General features: G+C 64.1%; 23 protein-coding genes. 19 read left to right on the top strand and 4 right to left on the bottom strand.

Translation table 11 applies throughout. The annotated features are described in order from the left end of the window. Positions 1-26: 26 nt before the first annotated feature. The 11 genes from RMN73_RS11525 to RMN73_RS11475 are packed head-to-tail and all read left to right on the top strand — an operon-like array spanning position 27 to position 8,116. Entirely contained in the window at positions 27-431 is a 405-nt protein-coding gene (locus tag RMN73_RS11525; protein ID WP_309603470.1) for an Rrf2 family transcriptional regulator, read from the top strand. After that, positions 428-1,909, top strand: a complete 1,482-nt coding sequence (gene sufB / locus RMN73_RS11520) for a Fe-S cluster assembly protein SufB (protein WP_309603469.1) — start codon at positions 428-430, stop codon at positions 1,907-1,909. Before RMN73_RS11525 ends, sufB begins: the two co-directional genes overlap by 4 nt. Continuing rightward, positions 1,906-2,295: a hypothetical protein gene (locus tag RMN73_RS11515; RefSeq protein WP_309603468.1), complete on the top strand. Its 390-nt coding sequence runs from the start codon at positions 1,906-1,908 to the stop codon at positions 2,293-2,295. The genes sufB and RMN73_RS11515 overlap by 4 nt, the downstream gene beginning before the upstream one ends. A gap of 42 nt (positions 2,296-2,337) precedes the next feature. Then, the gene (sufC, locus tag RMN73_RS11510; RefSeq protein ID WP_309603467.1) at positions 2,338-3,081 is read left to right on the top strand and encodes a Fe-S cluster assembly ATPase SufC; all 744 of its coding nucleotides are present in this window, start codon (positions 2,338-2,340) and stop codon (positions 3,079-3,081) included. Next, positions 3,078-3,812: a SufD family Fe-S cluster assembly protein gene (locus RMN73_RS11505; protein ID WP_309603466.1), complete on the top strand. Its 735-nt coding sequence runs from the start codon at positions 3,078-3,080 to the stop codon at positions 3,810-3,812. Before sufC ends, RMN73_RS11505 begins: the two co-directional genes overlap by 4 nt. Beyond that, complete coding sequence (locus RMN73_RS11500) at positions 3,809-4,999, top strand: cysteine desulfurase (protein ID WP_309603465.1); 1,191 nt, start codon at positions 3,809-3,811, stop codon at positions 4,997-4,999. The genes RMN73_RS11505 and RMN73_RS11500 overlap by 4 nt, the downstream gene beginning before the upstream one ends. A 2-nt stretch (positions 5,000-5,001) precedes the next feature. Then, positions 5,002-5,475: an SUF system Fe-S cluster assembly protein gene (locus RMN73_RS11495; protein WP_309603489.1), complete on the top strand. Its 474-nt coding sequence runs from the start codon at positions 5,002-5,004 to the stop codon at positions 5,473-5,475. 8 nt (positions 5,476-5,483) lie between these two features. Continuing rightward, the gene (locus RMN73_RS11490; protein ID WP_405051570.1) at positions 5,484-5,825 is read left to right on the top strand and encodes a HesB/IscA family protein; all 342 of its coding nucleotides are present in this window, start codon (positions 5,484-5,486) and stop codon (positions 5,823-5,825) included. A 31-nt stretch (positions 5,826-5,856) separates the two neighbouring features. Next, the gene (locus tag RMN73_RS11485) at positions 5,857-6,531 is read left to right on the top strand and encodes a pyrimidine 5'-nucleotidase (protein WP_309603463.1); all 675 of its coding nucleotides are present in this window, start codon (positions 5,857-5,859) and stop codon (positions 6,529-6,531) included. Next, positions 6,528-7,352: a 2,3,4,5-tetrahydropyridine-2,6-dicarboxylate N-succinyltransferase gene (gene dapD / locus RMN73_RS11480; protein WP_309603462.1), complete on the top strand. Its 825-nt coding sequence runs from the start codon at positions 6,528-6,530 to the stop codon at positions 7,350-7,352. Before RMN73_RS11485 ends, dapD begins: the two co-directional genes overlap by 4 nt. Further along, a complete protein-coding gene (locus RMN73_RS11475) occupies positions 7,352-8,116 on the top strand; it encodes a glutaminyl-peptide cyclotransferase (RefSeq protein ID WP_309603461.1) in 765 nt (254 codons plus the stop codon). Before dapD ends, RMN73_RS11475 begins: the two co-directional genes overlap by 1 nt. Positions 8,117-8,125: 9 nt before the next feature. On the opposite strand, the gene RMN73_RS11470 is transcribed toward RMN73_RS11475, so the two are convergent. Next, complete coding sequence (locus tag RMN73_RS11470; protein WP_309603460.1) at positions 8,126-8,707, bottom strand: TlpA disulfide reductase family protein; 582 nt, start codon at positions 8,705-8,707, stop codon at positions 8,126-8,128. A gap of 16 nt (positions 8,708-8,723) precedes the next feature. Between RMN73_RS11470 and argH the strand changes: the two genes are divergently transcribed. The 3 genes from argH to RMN73_RS11455 are packed head-to-tail and all read left to right on the top strand — an operon-like array spanning position 8,724 to position 11,280. Further along, positions 8,724-10,100, top strand: coding sequence for an argininosuccinate lyase (gene argH / locus RMN73_RS11465; RefSeq protein ID WP_309603488.1), 1,377 nt, complete (start codon positions 8,724-8,726; stop codon positions 10,098-10,100). Beyond that, positions 10,097-10,408: a lipoprotein gene (locus RMN73_RS11460; protein WP_309603459.1), complete on the top strand. Its 312-nt coding sequence runs from the start codon at positions 10,097-10,099 to the stop codon at positions 10,406-10,408. Before argH ends, RMN73_RS11460 begins: the two co-directional genes overlap by 4 nt. Then, entirely contained in the window at positions 10,405-11,280 is an 876-nt protein-coding gene (locus tag RMN73_RS11455) for a UTP--glucose-1-phosphate uridylyltransferase (RefSeq protein ID WP_309603458.1), read from the top strand. Before RMN73_RS11460 ends, RMN73_RS11455 begins: the two co-directional genes overlap by 4 nt. A gap of 47 nt (positions 11,281-11,327) precedes the next feature. On the opposite strand, the gene RMN73_RS11450 is transcribed toward RMN73_RS11455, so the two are convergent. From RMN73_RS11450 to RMN73_RS11440, 3 genes are all read right to left on the bottom strand, one after another. After that, a complete protein-coding gene (locus tag RMN73_RS11450; RefSeq protein WP_309603457.1) occupies positions 11,328-11,825 on the bottom strand; it encodes an Hsp20 family protein in 498 nt (165 codons plus the stop codon). A 185-nt stretch (positions 11,826-12,010) separates the two neighbouring features. Continuing rightward, positions 12,011-12,586 (bottom strand): T6SS immunity protein Tdi1 domain-containing protein, encoded by a 576-nt coding sequence (locus RMN73_RS11445; RefSeq protein WP_309603456.1) that lies wholly within the window; start codon positions 12,584-12,586, stop codon positions 12,011-12,013. Between the two features lie 28 nt (positions 12,587-12,614). Further along, a complete protein-coding gene (locus RMN73_RS11440) occupies positions 12,615-13,181 on the bottom strand; it encodes an HNH endonuclease (RefSeq protein WP_309603455.1) in 567 nt (188 codons plus the stop codon). 174 nt (positions 13,182-13,355) lie between these two features. On the opposite strand from RMN73_RS11440, the gene gluQRS reads away from it, so the two are divergent. Genes gluQRS through egtD form a run of 5 tightly spaced genes read left to right on the top strand, consistent with a single transcriptional unit; the run spans position 13,356 to position 17,151 of the window. Then, the gene (gene gluQRS, locus RMN73_RS11435; protein ID WP_309603454.1) at positions 13,356-14,186 is read left to right on the top strand and encodes a tRNA glutamyl-Q(34) synthetase GluQRS; all 831 of its coding nucleotides are present in this window, start codon (positions 13,356-13,358) and stop codon (positions 14,184-14,186) included. A 10-nt stretch (positions 14,187-14,196) separates the two neighbouring features. Next, positions 14,197-14,403, top strand: coding sequence for an HIG1 domain-containing protein (locus RMN73_RS11430; RefSeq protein WP_309603453.1), 207 nt, complete (start codon positions 14,197-14,199; stop codon positions 14,401-14,403). Between the two features lie 18 nt (positions 14,404-14,421). Continuing rightward, entirely contained in the window at positions 14,422-14,991 is a 570-nt protein-coding gene (locus RMN73_RS11425; RefSeq protein ID WP_309603452.1) for a cob(I)yrinic acid a,c-diamide adenosyltransferase, read from the top strand. Continuing rightward, a complete protein-coding gene (gene egtB / locus RMN73_RS11420; RefSeq protein WP_405051569.1) occupies positions 14,961-16,199 on the top strand; it encodes an ergothioneine biosynthesis protein EgtB in 1,239 nt (412 codons plus the stop codon). The genes RMN73_RS11425 and egtB overlap by 31 nt, the downstream gene beginning before the upstream one ends. Positions 16,200-16,203: 4 nt before the next feature. Further along, positions 16,204-17,151: an L-histidine N(alpha)-methyltransferase gene (egtD, locus tag RMN73_RS11415; RefSeq protein ID WP_309603486.1), complete on the top strand. Its 948-nt coding sequence runs from the start codon at positions 16,204-16,206 to the stop codon at positions 17,149-17,151. The last annotated feature ends 14 nt before the right edge of the window (positions 17,152-17,165 follow it).

Genomic DNA, 17,165 nt, shown 5'->3' with positions numbered 1-17,165 from the left:
TCGGACTGGAAAGCTCTTATTAGAAAATGCGACTCACCCACCTTGCCGATTATGCGGTCGTGATGATGACCGCCGCCGCCCGCCGGCCTGCGGCCGCTTGCCTGTCCGCGACCGAGCTGGCCGACGAGACCGGCGTGCCATTGCCAACCGCGCAGAAACTGATGCAGCGGCTCGCCGCGCACGGCTTGCTGACCGGCACGCGCGGGGCTGGCGGGGGCTATGCCCTGGCCCGACCGGTGACCGCGATCAGCCTGGCCGATATCGTCGAGGCGGTCGAAGGGCCGATCACGATGACTCAATGTTCGGGATCCGACGAGCCGAGCGATTGCGCATTGGATGCGCATTGCCGGGTCAAGCCGCACATGGGGATTGTCGGCGCGAAAGTGCGCGGGGCATTGGGCGCAGTATCGTTGGAGGAGCTGGCGTCATGACCGACGACGTGTCCGCCGACGCCCCGAACGCCGAATTCCGCGAGGCGATCGCCAAGGATTATGAGTGGGGCTTCTCGTCCGACATCGAGCAGGAGTTCGCACCGAAGGGATTGAACGAGGACACCGTCCGCTTCATCTCGGCCAAGAAGAATGAGCCGCAGTGGATGCTCGACTGGCGATTGAAGGCGTATCGCGCCTGGCTGGAGATGGAGGAGGTCGACTGGGCCAAGCTCGACATCCCCAAGATCGATTATCAGGACGCATTTTATTATGCTGCGCCCAAGGCCAAGCCCAAGCTCGGCAGCCTCGACGAGGTCGATCCCGAGATCCTGCGGGTCTATGCCAAGCTCGGCATTCCGATCGAGGAGCAGAAGGTGCTCGCCGGGGTCGAGGGCGCGCGCAAGGTGGCGGTCGATGCAGTGTTCGACAGCGTCTCGGTCGCGACCACGTTCCGCGAGGAATTGAAGGCTGCGGGCGTGATCTTCCTCAGCATCAGCGAAGCGATCAAGGAATATCCCGAGCTCATCAAAAAGTATCTCGGATCGGTCGTTCCGCAGCGCGACAATGTGTTCGCCTGCCTCAATGCCGCGGTGTTCAGCGACGGGACGTTCGTGTTGGTGCCCGAGGGCGTGCGTTGCCCGATGGAATTGAGCACCTACTTCCGCATCAACGCCGAAAATACCGGCCAGTTCGAGCGCACCCTGATTGTTGCCGAGAAAGGCAGCTACGTCAGCTACCTCGAAGGCTGCACCGCGCCGATGCGCGACGAGAATCAGCTCCACGCGGCGGTGGTCGAAATCTTCGCGCACGAGGATGCCGAGGTGAAGTACAGCACCGTCCAGAACTGGTATCCGGGCGATGCCGAGGGCAAGGGCGGGATCTTCAACTTCGTCACCAAGCGGGCGTTTTGCAGTGGCGCGCGGAGCAAGGTCAGCTGGACTCAGGTCGAGACCGGCTCCGCGATCACCTGGAAATATCCCTCGTGCATCCTCAAGGGCGAGGGCAGCGTCGGCGAATTCTACTCGGTCGCGCTGACCAACAACCGCCAGCAGGCCGACACCGGCACCAAGATGATCCACATCGGCAAGAACACGCGCTCGACGATCATCTCCAAGGGCATTTCCGCAGGACGGTCGAACAACACCTATCGCGGGCTGGTCCGCGTCCTTCCCGGCGCCGAGAATGTCCGCAATTTCACCCAATGCGATTCGCTGCTGCTCGGGTCGGAAAGTGGCGCCCACACCGTGCCGTACATCGAGGTCAAGAACCCGACCGCGACGATCGAGCATGAAGCGACTACCTCGCGGATCAGCGACGACCAATTATTCTACGCCCAGGCGCGCGGGCTCGACACCGAAAGCGCGGTCGCCCTGATCGTCAACGGCTTCGCGCGTGAAGTGCTCAAGCAATTGCCGATGGAGTTTGCGGTCGAAGCGCAGAAGCTTCTGGGGATTTCGCTTGAGGGGAGTGTGGGTTGACGTTTTTCGTAGCACTTTTGGCGGCGGCATTTGCGCCTGCACAGGAAGAAGCGACGGTGACCAAAACGGTCACGGTAAACGGGCCTTCGCTCAATATTCCGGACGAGATCGCGCCTGCGGCTGTCACATACTTTGCTTGCAAGACGGCATCGCAAGGTACCGTTCTACGCAGTGGAGACTCAGGGACGACTTTCAACCCGGATGACATTCGACAGGGTGACGATTGCTCAAAAATTCGCGAGCGCCAAATGGATCGTGCGAACGAAATGCTGAAGGTCAGGGCTGTTCCCAAGAAACAGCGCCGCGCGCTCGTTGAGAAGACGTTTGACGAAATCGACGCGTTCGCCGCTTACAAACCCGGACCAGCGCCTCGTGTCGATCAATGATTTGTCCAACCTGCAAGACTGATGAAATTGAGTTTTAAAAGAATGCTCAAAATTGAAAACCTCCACGCGACGGTCGCCGGCAAGCCGATCCTCGACGGGCTGTCGCTGACCGTACCGACCGGTGAAGTGCATGCGATCATGGGGCCGAACGGGGCGGGCAAGTCGACGCTCGCCTATGTGCTCGGCGGCCGGCCGGGGTATGAGGTGACCGAGGGGTCGGTGACGTTCGACGGCGTGGATTTGCTCGGCATGGAACCCCACGAACGCGCCGCCGCTGGCCTGTTCCTAGGTTTCCAATATCCCGTCGAAATCCCCGGCGTGTCCTATCTCCAGTTCCTCCGCGAAAGCCTCAATTCGCAGCGGCGTTCGCGCGGGGAAGCCGACCTGTCGGGCGCGGAATTCATCCGCCTCGCCAAGGCGCAGGCGGCGACGCTGGGGATGGATGCGGAGATGCTCAAGCGGCCGGTCAATGTCGGCTTCTCGGGCGGCGAGAAGAAGCGCGCCGAGATGGTGCAGATGGGCATCATGGCCCCCAAGCTCGCGATCCTCGACGAGACCGACAGCGGTCTTGATATTGATGCGTTGAAAGCGGTCGGCGCGGGGATCAATTCGATCATGCGCAGCCCCGACAAATCGGTGCTGCTGATCACGCATTACCAGCGGCTGCTCGACTATGTGACGCCCGACCGCGTTCACGTCCTCGACCGCGGCAAGATCACGCGCAGCGGCGGCCCCGAGCTGGCGCGGCAGCTCGAGCGCGAAGGCTATACGGAGGTGGCAGCTTGAACGCGCTTCCGACCAGGAAAGACGAAGCGTTTCGCTATGCCGATGTCGCGGCATTGGCGGCGGTTTGGGGCGAGCTTGCGGCGCCGGAAGTCATCGAAATTGCTGCGCAGCAAAAGGTGCAGCAAATCTGGTTGCCGAGCGGCGAAGACGTGCAGGTAAAGCGCGTACAAATGACTCTCCATGTTGGCGCGTCGGCGAGCATTTTTGCGCTCAACACGGCGGCGCTTTACGGGCGGATCGAGATTGATGTTGCGCTCCATGAAGGCGCCGACTTTTCGCTGCATGCGGCGAACATTGGTGGCGGGTCGAGCAACCTCGAGATCGTCACCATCGTCCGCCATCTCGAGCCGTCGGCAACGTCGCGGCAAATGGTGCGCAGCGTGCTTGGCGGCAAGGCGGTCGGGTCGTACCTCGGCAAGGTCGCGGTCGCGCGCAATGCGCAGCACAGCGACAGCGAGCAGTCGATCAAGGCGATGCTGCTAAACCGTGGGGCTCAGGCCAATGCCAAACCCGAGCTGGAGATTTACGCCGACGACGTGAAATGCGCGCATGGCGCGACGGTCGGCGAACTGGACCGCGAGCAACTATTCTACGCCGCCGCGCGCGGGCTCGACCCGGCATCGGCGCGGGCGTTGCTGCTCGAAGGGTTCGTCGGTGGATTGTGGGACGAGGCCGAGGGCGGTGAGGCGATTGCCGACCTGGCCCGCGCGGCATTGCGGAGGATCGCATGAACATCGCCACCCGCCTCAATTCGGCGCTAAGCGTCCGCGACCAATTCCCCGCAATTGCCGGCTGGCATTATCTCGACAGCGCCGCGACCGCGCAAAAGCCGCAGGCGGTGATCGACGCGATCACCAACGCTTATGGCCGCGATTATGCGACCGTCCATCGCGGGGTGTACGAACGGTCGGCGGCAATGACCCAGAGCTTCGAGGCGGCGCGCGACGCTGCTGCGGCGCTGATCGGCGGGCAGGCCGACGAACTGATCTTCACGCGCGGGGCGACCGAAGCGATCAATTTGATCGCAGCGCGGTTCGCCAACGGCATGCGCAAACGGGTGTTGCTGTCGGCATTGGAGCATCATTCGAACATCGTCCCGTGGCAGCTGGCGGGCTACGCGATCGACGTCGTGCCGTTGACCGACGACGGGCGGATCGACCTCGATGCGGCCGAGCGCATGGCCAACGAGAGCCATGCCATCCTATCCTTCGCGCATGTCTCGAACGTGCTCGGATCGATCCTCGACGCCAAGCGCGCCGCCGCGATTGCGCATAAGGTCGGTGCGAAACTGTTGCTCGATGGCTGCCAGGCCGCCCCGCGGCTGAAGATCGACGTGGTCGATCTGGACTGCGATTTTTACGTTTATTCGGGGCACAAACTTTACGGCCCGACCGGGATCGGCTGCCTGTGGGGCCGGAGCGAGTTGCTCAACGCGATGACGCCCTATCAGGGCGGCGGGGCGATGATCGACCAGGTGACGTTTGAGAAGACCAGCTTCCTCGACGCGCCGGCGCGGTTCGAGGCTGGGACGCCGCATATCGTCGGCGCGATCGGGCTCCACGCGGCGATCGACTGGACCCAGGACATCGGGCTCGACGCGCTGCACGCACATGAAACGGCATTGGTCGGCGAGTGCCGCGCGGCGCTGCGCAGCATCCCCGGCGTGACCCTGTTCGGCCCCGAGGATAGCGCGGGGATCGTCAGTTTCGGGGTCGACGGGGTGCATCCGCACGACATCGGCACCATATTGGATGACGAACGGGTCGCGGTTCGCGCCGGGCACCATTGCGCGCAGCCGCTTATGGAAGTGCTCGGGGTTCCCGCGACCGCTCGGGCGAGCTTCGCGGCGCATAGCGACGCTAGCGACATCGAAGCGCTCGTTCAGGGGCTGCACACAGTGAAGCGGATATTCGGATGAACATGGGCGAAGAGAAGAAGATCGAGGTGGAAGAGGTCGACTCGGTCGACACCCCGCCGCGCGCCCGCCTGACCCCCGAGCCAAGCCTCGCAGAGAATTTTGCGCGCAAGCGCGATTACCTCACCGGTTTCCTCGCCGCCGAGAAGCCTGCGCCCGATGTGGCCGGGCCCGGCGGCGATTTGCAGGAAGCGGTGGTCGAGGCGCTGAAATCGATTTACGACCCCGAAATTCCGGTCAACATTTACGAGCTCGGGCTGATTTACGACGTCCGCGTCGATGCCGATGGCGACGCGGTGATCGACATGACGCTGACCACGCCCAATTGCCCGGTCGCCGAATCGATGCCCGGCGAGGTCGAGATGCGGGTGCTGTCGGTGCCGGGGATCCGCGATGCCGAAGTCAAACTGGTGTGGGATCCGCCGTGGGACCCAAGCAAGATGAGCGACGAGGCACGGCTCGAATTGGGAATGCTATGAACAAGCCAATGCGAATTCGCCCTGCAGCGATCACCCTGACGCCCGCCGCCGAGCAGCGCATCGCCGACTTGATGGCGCGCGCTCCCGCCGACGCAATCGGGGTCAAGCTCAGCACACCGCGGCGTGGTTGCTCGGGGCTGGCTTATTCGGTCGATTATGTCACCGAAGCGGTTCCCTTCGACGAGATGATCGAGACTCCCGGCGGGACGTTCTTCGTCGATGGCGGGTCGATCCTGTACCTCGTCGGGTCGGTGATGGACTGGGTCGAGGATGATTTCGCCGCCGGCTTCACCTTCGCCAACCCCAATGCCAAGGGCGCGTGCGGGTGCGGCGAGAGTTTTACCGTTTAACGCCGCGCATTTCCCCGCTAGGCGGCGGGCGATGGACCCGCGCTTTGCCCATGTCGATGACTGGATCTTCGACCTCGATAATACTTTGTACCCGGCATCGACCCGGCTGTTCGACCTGATCGATGCGCGAATGACCGCCTATGTTGAGCGGGTGACGGGGCATGAACCGGTCGAGGCGCGGCGGGTTCAGAAAGGCTATTTCCGCGATCACGGGACGACGCTCGCCGGGCTGATGAAGCATCACGATGTCGACCCCAAGCATTTCCTCGACGATGTTCATGCGATCGCGCTCGACCGGGTGGCGCCCGACGAGCAACTGGCGCGCGGGCTCGCCGCGCTACCGGGGCGGCAGTTCGTATTCACCAATGGCGATGCGGAATATGCTGGCCGCGTGCTGCGCGCGATCGGGATCGGCGATCAATTCCACGGGCTGGTCGACATCCACGCCTGCGATTATCTGCCCAAGCCCGACGCCCACGGCTATCGCTTGCTGGTCGATCGATTCGATATCGATCCGGCGCGCGCGGTGCTGGTCGAAGATATGGCCAAGAATTTGCGCCCCGCCAAGGCGCTGGGGATGACGACGGTATGGGTCGACAATGGCTCCGACCACGGCGATCATGACGCCGACCCCGCGGCCATCGACCATGTCATCAGCGACGTCGGCGACTGGCTCCAGACGATCTTACAAGGAAGCAACCAATGACCGATCAACTCCAGACCGTCATCGATTTGGCCTGGGAACAGCGCGATACGATCAGCGCGGCGACCACCGGCGAGGTGCGCGATTCGGTCGATGCGGCGCTCGAGTTGCTCGATTCGGGCCAGGCGCGGGTGGCTGAGCCGGTCGATGGCGGTTGGCAGGTCAATCAATGGCTCAAGAAAGCGGTATTACTGTCGTTCCGCCTTAACGCGATGGCCGAGATCCCCGGCGGCCCCGGCGGCGCGGCGTGGTGGGACAAGGTGCCGTCCAAATTCGCTGGCTGGGACGCGGCCAAATTCGGCGCGGCGGGGTTTCGCGCGGTGCCCGGCGCGATCGTCCGCAAGGGCGCCTTCATCGCCCCCAATGCGGTGCTGATGCCGAGCTTCGTCAACCTCGGCGCTTATGTCGGCGAGGGGGCGATGATCGATACCTGGGCCACAGTCGGAAGCTGCGCGCAGATCGGCCGCAACGTCCATATTTCGGGCGGGACCGGGATCGGCGGGGTGCTCGAGCCGCTGCAGGCGGGGCCGGTGATCATCGAGGATGATTGCTTCATCGGCGCCAGGTCCGAAGTCGCCGAGGGGGTGGTGGTCGAGCGCGGCGCGGTGATCTCGATGGGGGTGTTCCTCGGCGCGTCGACCAAGATCGTCGACCGCGCCAGCGGTGAGGTGATGTACGGCCGCGTTCCCGCTTATTCGGTGGTGGTCCCCGGCACCCTGCCCGCCAAGGATGGCGGCCCGAGCCTGGCCTGCGCGGTGATCGTCAAGACGGTCGACGAGCGGACGCGCAGCAAGACTGGCATCAACGAACTGCTGCGCGACTGATGCGGAGCCTTGGCCTGATCGTCGCGGCGATGCTCGCGCTTGCCCCGGTTCCTTCGAAGGCGGCGCTTCCGGTCGAGGCGGCGCAGGTGATCCGCACCTACCCGCACGCCACCGACGCCTTCACCCAGGGCTTGCTCTATCGCGACGGCTTTCTCTACGAAAGCACCGGGCGCGAAGGTCAATCCTCCATCCGAAAGACCAATCTCGTGACCGGCCGCACGCTGCAGAGCGTTACATTGTCGCCGAGCGTGTTCGGCGAAGGGTTGGTCGACTGGAAGGACCAATTGCTCAATGTGATCTGGCATGGCGGTGTCGGCACGCGCTGGTCGTTGAAGACGTTCCGCAAGCTCGGCACCTTCCGCTATAGCGGCGAGGGCTGGGGCATGACAAAGGACGGCCGCAACATCATCCTGTCCGACGGAACGCCAATGCTGCGCTTTCTCGACCCGGTGAGCCTGAAGGTCGTCCGCACCCTCAATGTCACCGCCAATGGCCAGCCGGTGCGCCAGATCAACGAGCTCGAATATGTCCGCGGCGAGATATTGGCCAATATCTGGATGACCAACATGATCGCGCGGATTGATCCGGCGACCGGCCGGGTGAAGGGCTGGATCGATGTCAGCGCATTGTCGCGACGCATCGGTTCGACCGACCCCGACGCGGTCCCGAACGGAATTGCGTTCGACAAAGCCAAGGGCCGGCTGTTCGTGACCGGCAAGAATTGGCCGACCCTGTTCCAGATCAAGCTGCCGACGGCGCGATAGGCTGGGCGCTTATTGCGCTTCGGCGAGCAGCTTGGTCGCCTCTGCCCCGGTCCAGTCGAGATCGCCGGTGAAGCGCCATACTTCCTTGCCCGCCGCGTCGTAGAGGATCGTGGTCGGCATGATCTGCACCCCGAGCGCGCTGGTCAGCGCCATCTCGGGATCGCGGTAGGCGGCGAATTTGCCGATGTTTTTCTCCGCCAAGAAGGCGTCGACCGACCCTTTGGGCGCGCTGTCCTGGCTGACCGAAATCACTGCGAGCTTGCCGTCGGCGCCCTGCGCTGCCTCGAGTTTCTGGAGCGTCGGCAATTCCTTGACGCATGGCGCGCACCAGCTGGCCCACAGATTGACCAGCACCGGCACGCCCTTGAACTTGGCGATATTGAAGTCGCCGTCGTCGGGGTTCTTGAACATTGCCGTCGGCGCGGCCTCCCCCTTGTGGTTGCGGTCGACGCCCTTGCCGGTTGCGGCAGGCGCGGCGGGCGCGGCGTCATTGGTGGCTTGTGCTTGAGGCGCCTCGGCCTTTTGCCTATCGCAGCCGGCAGCGATGAGGCCGATGAGGAGCAAGACGATCAGCCGCGGCGAGACAGGCACAGGCAATTCCAATCCAATGTGGGGCGGGCGCTTTGACGGCGGCCCGGCCGCGGTGATGCGCGAGATCAATGCCTCGATCGCGGTCGACAAAAGGCTATGGCGCGAGGACATCGCCGCGTCAAAGGCGCATGCCGCGATGCTCGGGCGGCAGGGCATTTTATCTGGCGAGGAAGCGGCGACGATCGACGCTGGGCTGGACCAAGTGGCGGCCGAATATGCCGACGGCAAATTGGTCGAGGATCCCGCGCTCGAGGATATCCACATGCATGTCGAACACCGGCTGACCGAGCTCATCGGGCCGGTCGCGGGCAAGCTCCACACCGCGCGGTCGCGCAACGACCAGGTGGCGACCGACTTTCGCTTGTTCGTTCGCGCCGCGATCGACCAAGCGCTTGCCGGAATCGACGCGCTTGAGGAAGCACTGCTGAATCGGGCCGAGCAAAATGTCGGGACGGTGATGCCGGGGTTCACGCATTTGCAGTCAGGCCAGCCGGTGACCTTGGGCCATCACCTCATGGCCTATTTCGCGATGCTTGGCCGCGACCGCAGCCGCTTTGCCGATGCGCGGGTGCGGATGAATGAATCGCCGCTTGGCAGCGCGGCGCTGGCAGGGACCGGGTTCGATCTCGATCGCGCTTCGGTCGCGGCAGAACTGGGGTTCGACCGACCGAGCGCGAACAGCCTCGACGCGGTGTCGGATCGCGATTTCGTGGTCGATTATCTCCATGCGGCGGCGCTGACATCGGTCCATCTGTCGCGGCTGGCGGAGGAGATCATCTTGTGGGCGAGCCCGATGTTCGGATTCGTGAAATTGCCCGACGCCTGGTCGACCGGAAGCTCGATCATGCCCAACAAGCGCAACCCCGATGCGGCGGAACTGGTGCGCGGCCAGAGCGCGGGTATCATCGCCAATTTGGTGTCGTTGCTGGTGCTGTTGAAGGGACTCCCGCTCGCTTATTCCAAGGATTTACAGGAGGACAAGCCGCCGTTGTTCGCCGCGCACGACCATCTGACTTTGGGGCTGGCAGCGATGGCGGGAATGATCGCCGACCTCATCTTCGTGCCCGACAAGATGCGCGCTGCGGCCGCCGCCGGTCACGCCACCGCGACCGACCTCGCCGACTGGCTGGCTGGGGAGGCGGGGGTGCCATTCCGCGAGGCGCATCACATCGCGGGCAGCGCGGTGGCGGCGGCGGAGGCCAGCGGCAAGGCGCTCGACCAGCTTAGCCTCAGCGAACTGCAAGCGATCGATCCGCGCATTGCCGAGGCCGCGCTGCCCCGGCTGTCGGTCGAGGCGTCGGTCGCATCGCGAACCTCGGCTGGCGGGACAGCGCCGATCAGGGTAGCAGAAGCGATCGCAGCCGCGCGGGCGGCGCGCCGGAGTAGAGCATGAAGCGTATCGCGATCCTGATTGCCGCCCTCGCGCTCACCGGCTGCGGCACGCTTGGCCCATTGAAACCGCCCAAGGGCGAGGCGCTACCGGTCAAGCCGGCGATGGCGCAGGTCGCCCCGACCGCCGAGGAATTGCTCACGCCAAGGGTCGATTCGCACCCCGAGCGGGTCGACGAGATTTTGAAGAAATCGGTCCCGCGCAAGGCCGACCGCTTCGACCTGCCCCCGCCCGACGGCGGTGCCGCGCCTTTGCCTGAAACCGCCGAACCGACATCGTCGGAAAAGCCGACGTTGAGCGACCCCAAATGAGCATTCGTCCGGTTCGGAAAGCCGTCTTCCCGGTGGCTGGGCTCGGCACGCGGCTGCTGCCCGCGACCAAATCGACTCCCAAAGAAATGCTGACCATCGTCGACAAGCCGCTGATCCAGTACGCTGTCGAAGAAGCGCGCGCGGCGGGGATCGAGCAGATGATCTTCGTCACTGGTCGCGGCAAGGGCGCGCTCGAGGATCATTTCGACGTCGGTTTTGAACTTGAAGCCACGATGCGCGGTCGCGGCAAGAGCCTCCATGCGCTCGAGGCAGCGCGGACCGGCTTTGGTGAGATCGTCAGCGTCCGCCAGCAACAGGCGCTCGGGCTTGGCCATGCCGTCTGGTGCGCGCGCCATATCATTGGCAACGAACCGTTCGCGGTGCTGCTGCCCGATGATCTGATGGCCGGAACCCCTGGCGCGCTCAAGCAGATGGTCGAAGCGTACAACGACCTCGGCGGCAACATCGTCTGCGCGGAGGAAGTCGCGGCGGAGCGGACCGCGAGTTATGGCATCATCACCCCGGGCGAGATCGACGGCAACCGCACCCAAGTGCTCGGCCTCATCGAAAAACCCGCCCCCGCCGCCGCCCCGTCGCGCCTCGGCGTAATCGGCCGCTACATCCTCCAGCCCGAAATCATGGCAATCCTCGACGCGACCGAGCCCGGATCGGGCGGCGAAATCCAGCTGACCGACGCCATGGCCAAACTGATCGGCACCCAGCCCTTCCACGCGGTGACAGTCGACGCGGTGCGCCACGACTGCGGCGACAAATTGGGCTTCGTGCTGGCCAATCTGGCGCTGGCACTCGACGATCCGGAGATCGGCACACGGGTGGCCGAGGCGGCCAGGCATTTGTTACCCCTGCGCTAGGAATGCCCCCGGAGCCGAAGCTCCGGGGGACATCCGATCGCTGCCCGTCAGGCGGGCTGAACTTCCGCTTCGATCGTCCGGGTCGAGTCCGACTGGCGCTCGTCGCCACCGATCGCCGGCCGTTCGGCACCACCGATATCGATCCGGCGCGGCTTCATCGCTTCGGGAATCTCGCGCACCAGCGTCACTGACAGCAGGCCGTCCTTGAGATCGGCGTCGCGGACCTTGATATGGTCGGCCAGCGCAAAGCGGCGCTCGAACGAGCGGGTCGCGATCCCGCGGTGGATGAAGGTCTGATCGTCACCATTGCCTTTCTTTCCGGCAACCACCAGCACGTTCTGCTGCGCGGTGATGTCGATTTCATCGCGCTTGAACCCGGCCACGGCAAGGTCGATCCGATATTCATTCTCGTCCAGCTGGATGAGGTCGAACGGCGGATAATTCTCCTGCGTCGGGCTCGCGGCGTTGGTTTCGAGCATGTCGAACAACCGGTCGAAGCCGATGGCCGAACGACGATACGGCGAAAAGTCAAAAGCACTACGCATTGTCCTGTCCTCCATTGAGCAACGTGGCGGAGCGAAGGCTGGAGCCGACGCCCCGTCGCCGGCCCCAATTGGCGACCGGCGGACGCGGATTTAGGAAGGACCAAACGGGTTTCAAGACACCTCAGCACGGGGCAAAAACGAAACACGGCGATGCAATTCGTCAGCGCCCCGGTCAACGCCGCCCGCTAATCGGCAATCCCGATCTGTCGCATCGATGTGCCGGCTGGCAAACCGCGCACCTTTTGCAAGATCTGGGCGGCGATGCTCCAGTAAACATCGAAGTCAGTGATCTCGAGGTTCGACAGATCGTCCGATCCACCGAGAAATAACGGTTGCTTGTAGCCGACGCACTGGTCGTACTGCGGCGCTTCGCCACCAGCCGCACGCCACGCATTGAAAAAGCTGAAGGCTGCAACCGCGTCGGATTGTTGAACGAGTTCGCTGTCGTGAAATGCACTGAAGCCAACCGGGATTTCCAGCGCTTCACCAGTGCCAGGCTCCAGTAGCAAAATCTGGCGATCCCCACCGACGATTCTGGCTTCGTCGGTCGCAAACTGGCAGCCTAGCCAACTAGCCCCGAAGCACGTGATACGCTGCTGAAATTGAGGGAAGGCATCAACGGCCAATGCTGTGAAACGCGATACATCTTCGGTTTTGTGGAGCCGATACGCGCCATCCAGGAAGATTCGCTCTTGGTCTCCGCCAGTCGGACCGGTGGAATTTACGTTGCCCCCAAGCCGCGCTTTTAGGCGATCAAACATGCCACACTCCTTGCCGTCAGTTGGCCCTCTACGCCTCCAGCTCGATGTCCCAATAGAGATAATCGCGCCAGCTGCGGTGGAGGTAGTTGGGCGGGAAGCTTTTGCCGTGGTCCTGCAATTGCCAGCTGGTCGGGCGGATCGGTTCGCGGTGGATCGGCATGCTCGCCTGGCGCGGAGTGCGGCCGCCTTTTTTGAGGTTGCACGGGGCGCAGGCGGTGGCGACATTCTCCCACGTTGTCCGCCCCCCCTGCGCGCGCGGGACGACATGGTCGAAGGTCAATTCCTTGTGGCTGCCGCAATAGACGCAACAGAAACGATCGCGCAGGAACAGGTTGAACCGCGTGAACGCCGGATATTCATTGGGCCGGACGAACGAGCGCAACGCGATCACGCTCGGCAATTTGAGCGTATGGTTGGGCGAATGCACTTCGCGGTCGTAATGGGCGACCACGTCGACCCGCTCGAGGAACATCGCCTTGACCGCGGTCTGCCACGGCCACAGGCTGAGCGGATAGTAACTCAGCGGCGTGTAATCGGCGTTGAGCACCAAGGCAGGGCAGCCATCGGGATGGCGGATAAGATCGGAATGATACACGACGCGCAGAGCCTTTCGTTCGGTCGCCCGAACGGCTCTCCCCCGGCCCCGTCGCACGCAAGGAGGAGAGGCCGTTCCAGGCCGCTTCCCTTGTGACCAGCTGGATGCCAAGCCAGCGTGACAGGATGATGAATCAACCATTGCAGAGTCGCGGTCAAGCTTGATGTTACGTCAGTGATCACTTCGCGCTTCGCGCCGTCCCCAAGTGGGCGGCTGCATTTGGGGCATGCCTACTCAGCAATCGTCGGGCGATCGGCCGGGCAACAATTCTTGCTGCGGATCGAGGATCTGGATGCGGGGCGGTGCCGGGCCGAATTTATCGACGGCATTTTCGAGGATTTGCAGTGGTTGGGGATTGCGTGGGACGGCGCGGTGTTGGTCCAGTCCGCGCGGACCGAGATTTATTCCGGCGCGCTGGAGAAACTGCGCGATCAGGGGCTGGCCTATCCTTGCTTTTGTACCCGCGCCGATATCGCCGCAGCGATGAGCGCGCCGCATGGCGAAGTCGGGGCGGCCTACCCGGGGACGTGTCGCGGGCTGGCCGATGATCCGGCGCGGCGGGCGGCGGCGGTGCACAGCTGGCGGCTCGACAGTGCAAAGGCAATCGCGTTGGCGGCGGTGCCCACATGGACCGAAGCCGACGGTGCGCAATTCACGTCTGCCCGAATCGACGACGTTATCCTCGCCCGCAAGGATGCCCCCGCCGCTTACCACCTCGCCTGCGTGGTCGATGATGCAGCGAGCGGGGTGACGCTGGTGGTGCGCGGGGCGGATTTGCGGCCCTCGGCCCCGGTCCAGCGACTACTCCAGATGCTGCTTGGTTTGCCCGAGCCACGCTATCTCCATCACCCGATTGTCGCACATGACGACGGCCGGCGGCTGGCCAAGCGCGACCTTGCGCCGACACTCGCCGCACTGCGCGATGCGGGGGTCGACGGCCCGGCGCTCGCCGCCCGCTTGGGACGCGGCGAACTGCCCCTAGGATTCCGCTTCATCCTTGCTTAGATAGGGCCTTATGAACACCTTGCTGATCATCGCCCTCGTCGTCGCCATGGGCGCGACCGCTTACGTCCTCGTCCGCGGGGTCATTTCAATGGCCAATGGCAAGGACGCGTCGGGTGCGATCCAGCAAAATTACATGCAGAAACGGGTGCTGTTCCAGGGCATCGCGATCGTCATCGTGGTGGTGATCCTGCTCGCCGCCGGCGGCGGTCGGGGCTGACGCTCCGCTTTCCGACCGATGGTCAAGCTCAACAAGATTTACACCCGCACCGGGGATGACGGCACGTCGGGGCTGGTCGACGGCAGCCGCACGTCGAAGGCTGGGCTGCGGCTGACCGCGATCGGCGAGGTCGATGAGGCCAACAGCTTCATCGGGGTCGCCATCGCGGCGCTCGACGACGAGCATGAGATACTGGCCGACCGGTTGCGGCTGATCCAGAATGAGATGTTCGACCTTGGCGCCGATCTCGCCACCCCCGGCGAGATTGAGGGCGCGCTGCGGATCACGCCCGGCCAGGTCGCGCGGATCGAGGGCGGGATCGACGTGATGAACGCCGATCTGGCCGCGCTGACCAGCTTCATTCTGCCCGGCGGATCGGGCGCGGTCGCGGCGCTACATGTCGCGCGCGCGGTCGTCCGACGGGCCGAGCGGGCGGCGGTTGCGCTGATGGCGAGCGAAGCAGTCAATCACCACGCCATCGCTTACCTCAATCGCCTGTCGGACCATTTGTTCGTCGCCGCGCGTTCGGTGGCGGCAACTGAAGGGGGCGATGTGCTGTGGCAACCCGGCGCGACACGCGGCCAGTAAGCGAGGATTTGGCGGGGCGGCTAGCGGCCACGCGCACGCTGACGCTGGCACTGGCCGAGCCCTTGTCCGACGCCGACGCGACAATCCAGCCGCACCCCGACGCCTCGCCCGCCAAGTGGCATTTGGCGCACACTAGCTGGTTCCTCGAGACGTTCGTGCTGCGCGACCATGTGGCGGGATACCAGCTCCATGACGAACGCTGGCCGTTCCTGTTCAACAGCTATTACAATGGTGAGGGCGACCGCCACGAGCGCTGCCGCCGCGGGATGATCAGCCGCCCGACCCTCGACGAGGTGCGCGGCTGGCGGCAGGTGGTCGATGCGGCGATGGCCGATGCGATGCCTGGCCTGCCCGAGGCGGCGCTGAAACTGGTCGAGATCGGCATCCAGCACGAGCAACAGCATCAGGAATTGCTGTTGACCGACATTCTCGCGACCTTTGCGGAGAATCCGCTCGAGCCGGCCTATGGCGAGCTTGCGCCCGCGCCGTGCCATTCGACCGAGCCAATCTCGTGGCTGTCGGGACGCGAGGGGATCGTCGAGATTGGCGCGACCGGCCCCACATTTGCCTTCGATTGCGAGCGCCCGCGCCACCGCGCCTTGCTCAGCCCCCACGCCATCGCCAACCGCCTCGTCACCAATGGCGAATGGCAGCAATTCATCGCCGACGGCGGCTATCGCGACCCGAACCTGTGGCTGAGCGAAGGCTGGGACTGGGTCCAGGCCAATCGCATCGGGCGGCCGCATTACTGGAACGATGACGGGTCGTATTTCACCCTCGCCGGCCGCCGCGAGATCGACCGCGCCGCGCCGGTCGTGATGATCAGCTATTACGAAGCCGACGCCTTCGCGCGCTGGGCAGGCGCGCGATTGCCGACCGAGGCCGAATGGGAGGCAATGTTCGACGGCGCCGATCCCTATAGCGGCCATCAGCTCGATAATGCCGGCTCCGTCCTGCCCCGCCCCGGCGGCGGTCCGTTTGGCGATTGCTGGCAGTGGACGATGAGCGCCTATCTGCCCTATCCGGGATTCACGCCCGAGGAGGGGACGGTCGGCGAATATAATGGCAAGTTCATGTGCGGGCAGTTCGTGCTGAAGGGCGCATCCTGCGCCACCCCGCGTGGTCATAGCCGCGCTTCCTATCGCAATTTCTTTCCCCCGGCCGCGCGCTGGCAATTTACCGGAGTTCGACTTGCAAGAGACGCCTGACACGATGGTCGAGATCGACCCCGCTTTCCGTGCCGACGTGCTTCGCGGGCTGGCCGAGCCGGTGCCGGCGATTCCCGCGCGCTGGCTGTACGATCGGCGCGGATCCGAATTGTTCGACGAGATCACGCGGCTGCCGGCTTATTATCCGACCCGGACCGAGACCGCTTTGCTCGAGCAGGTAATGGTCGATTTGCCGACCTATGTCGCGCCGGGCGGAGCGGTGGTGGAGTTCGGTGCGGGCGCGGCGACCAAGACCCCGTTGCTGCTCGCGGCCGTGCATCCCAAGGCCTATGTCCCGATCGATATTTCGGGCGAGTATCTGGAAGCCAGCGCGGCGGTGGTCGATGCCGACCATGCGCGGGTCGCGGTTCACCCGGTGATCGGCGACTTCACCCAGGACGTTGTATTACCAAGCGAGATCGACGGGTTGGACCGCCTCGGCTTCTTCCCCGGATCGACGATCGGCAATTTCGTGCCCAAGAGCGCGGCGGCCTTGCTCGGCCATTTCCGCGATATATTGGGCACCGGGTCGAAGCTGCTGATCGGGATGGACCGGATCAAGCCGGTCGACCGACTGGTCGCGGCTTATAACGACCCCGAGGGGGTGACCGCGCAGTTCAACCTCAACCTGCTCGAACGGATCAACCGCGAGCTCGACGCCGACATCCCGGTCGATGCCTTCGCGCATGAGGCGCGCTGGGCCGACATGCTGGGGCGGATCGAAATGCATCTGGTCGCCAAACGCGATGTCGAATTCAGCGTCGCGGGGCAGCAATTCGCTTTCGCCGAAGGACGTTCGATCCACACCGAAAATAGCCATAAATATGGCCAGCGTGGCGCGCGATTGCTGCTGCTCGCCGGCGGCTGGACCCCGATTACCGAATGGCTTGCGCCGCACGAAGCGTTCGTGATCATCCTGTGCGAGGCGCATCCGGATCGCTTTGCGCCCTGACGCCTGCAATTGCC

Origin of the sequence: Sphingomonas sp., assembly GCF_031372575.1 — a bacterium.
Classification (GTDB): Bacteria; Pseudomonadota; Alphaproteobacteria; order Sphingomonadales; family Sphingomonadaceae; genus Sphingomicrobium.
Note: the sequence above shows the minus strand (reverse complement) of the source record. Positions and strands in the feature narration are given on the sequence as shown.

Coding starts and splice junctions, on each gene's coding strand:
- RMN73_RS11525 (WP_309603470.1), top strand. CDS start 27: ATGCGACTCACCCACCTTGCCGATTATGCGGTCGTGATGATGACCGCC.
- sufB (WP_309603469.1), top strand. CDS start 428: ATGACCGACGACGTGTCCGCCGACGCCCCGAACGCCGAATTCCGCGAG.
- sufC (WP_309603467.1), top strand. CDS start 2,338: ATGCTCAAAATTGAAAACCTCCACGCGACGGTCGCCGGCAAGCCGATC.
- RMN73_RS11500 (WP_309603465.1), top strand. CDS start 3,809: ATGAACATCGCCACCCGCCTCAATTCGGCGCTAAGCGTCCGCGACCAA.
- RMN73_RS11495 (WP_309603489.1), top strand. CDS start 5,002: ATGGGCGAAGAGAAGAAGATCGAGGTGGAAGAGGTCGACTCGGTCGAC.
- RMN73_RS11490 (WP_405051570.1), top strand. CDS start 5,484: ATGCGAATTCGCCCTGCAGCGATCACCCTGACGCCCGCCGCCGAGCAG.
- RMN73_RS11485 (WP_309603463.1), top strand. CDS start 5,857: ATGGACCCGCGCTTTGCCCATGTCGATGACTGGATCTTCGACCTCGAT.
- dapD (WP_309603462.1), top strand. CDS start 6,528: ATGACCGATCAACTCCAGACCGTCATCGATTTGGCCTGGGAACAGCGC.
- RMN73_RS11475 (WP_309603461.1), top strand. CDS start 7,352: ATGCGGAGCCTTGGCCTGATCGTCGCGGCGATGCTCGCGCTTGCCCCG.
- argH (WP_309603488.1), top strand. CDS start 8,724: ATGTGGGGCGGGCGCTTTGACGGCGGCCCGGCCGCGGTGATGCGCGAG.
- RMN73_RS11460 (WP_309603459.1), top strand. CDS start 10,097: ATGAAGCGTATCGCGATCCTGATTGCCGCCCTCGCGCTCACCGGCTGC.
- RMN73_RS11455 (WP_309603458.1), top strand. CDS start 10,405: ATGAGCATTCGTCCGGTTCGGAAAGCCGTCTTCCCGGTGGCTGGGCTC.
- RMN73_RS11450 (WP_309603457.1), bottom strand. CDS start 11,825: ATGCGTAGTGCTTTTGACTTTTCGCCGTATCGTCGTTCGGCCATCGGC.
- RMN73_RS11445 (WP_309603456.1), bottom strand. CDS start 12,586: ATGTTTGATCGCCTAAAAGCGCGGCTTGGGGGCAACGTAAATTCCACC.
- RMN73_RS11430 (WP_309603453.1), top strand. CDS start 14,197: ATGAACACCTTGCTGATCATCGCCCTCGTCGTCGCCATGGGCGCGACC.
- RMN73_RS11425 (WP_309603452.1), top strand. CDS start 14,422: ATGGTCAAGCTCAACAAGATTTACACCCGCACCGGGGATGACGGCACG.
- egtD (WP_309603486.1), top strand. CDS start 16,204: ATGGTCGAGATCGACCCCGCTTTCCGTGCCGACGTGCTTCGCGGGCTG.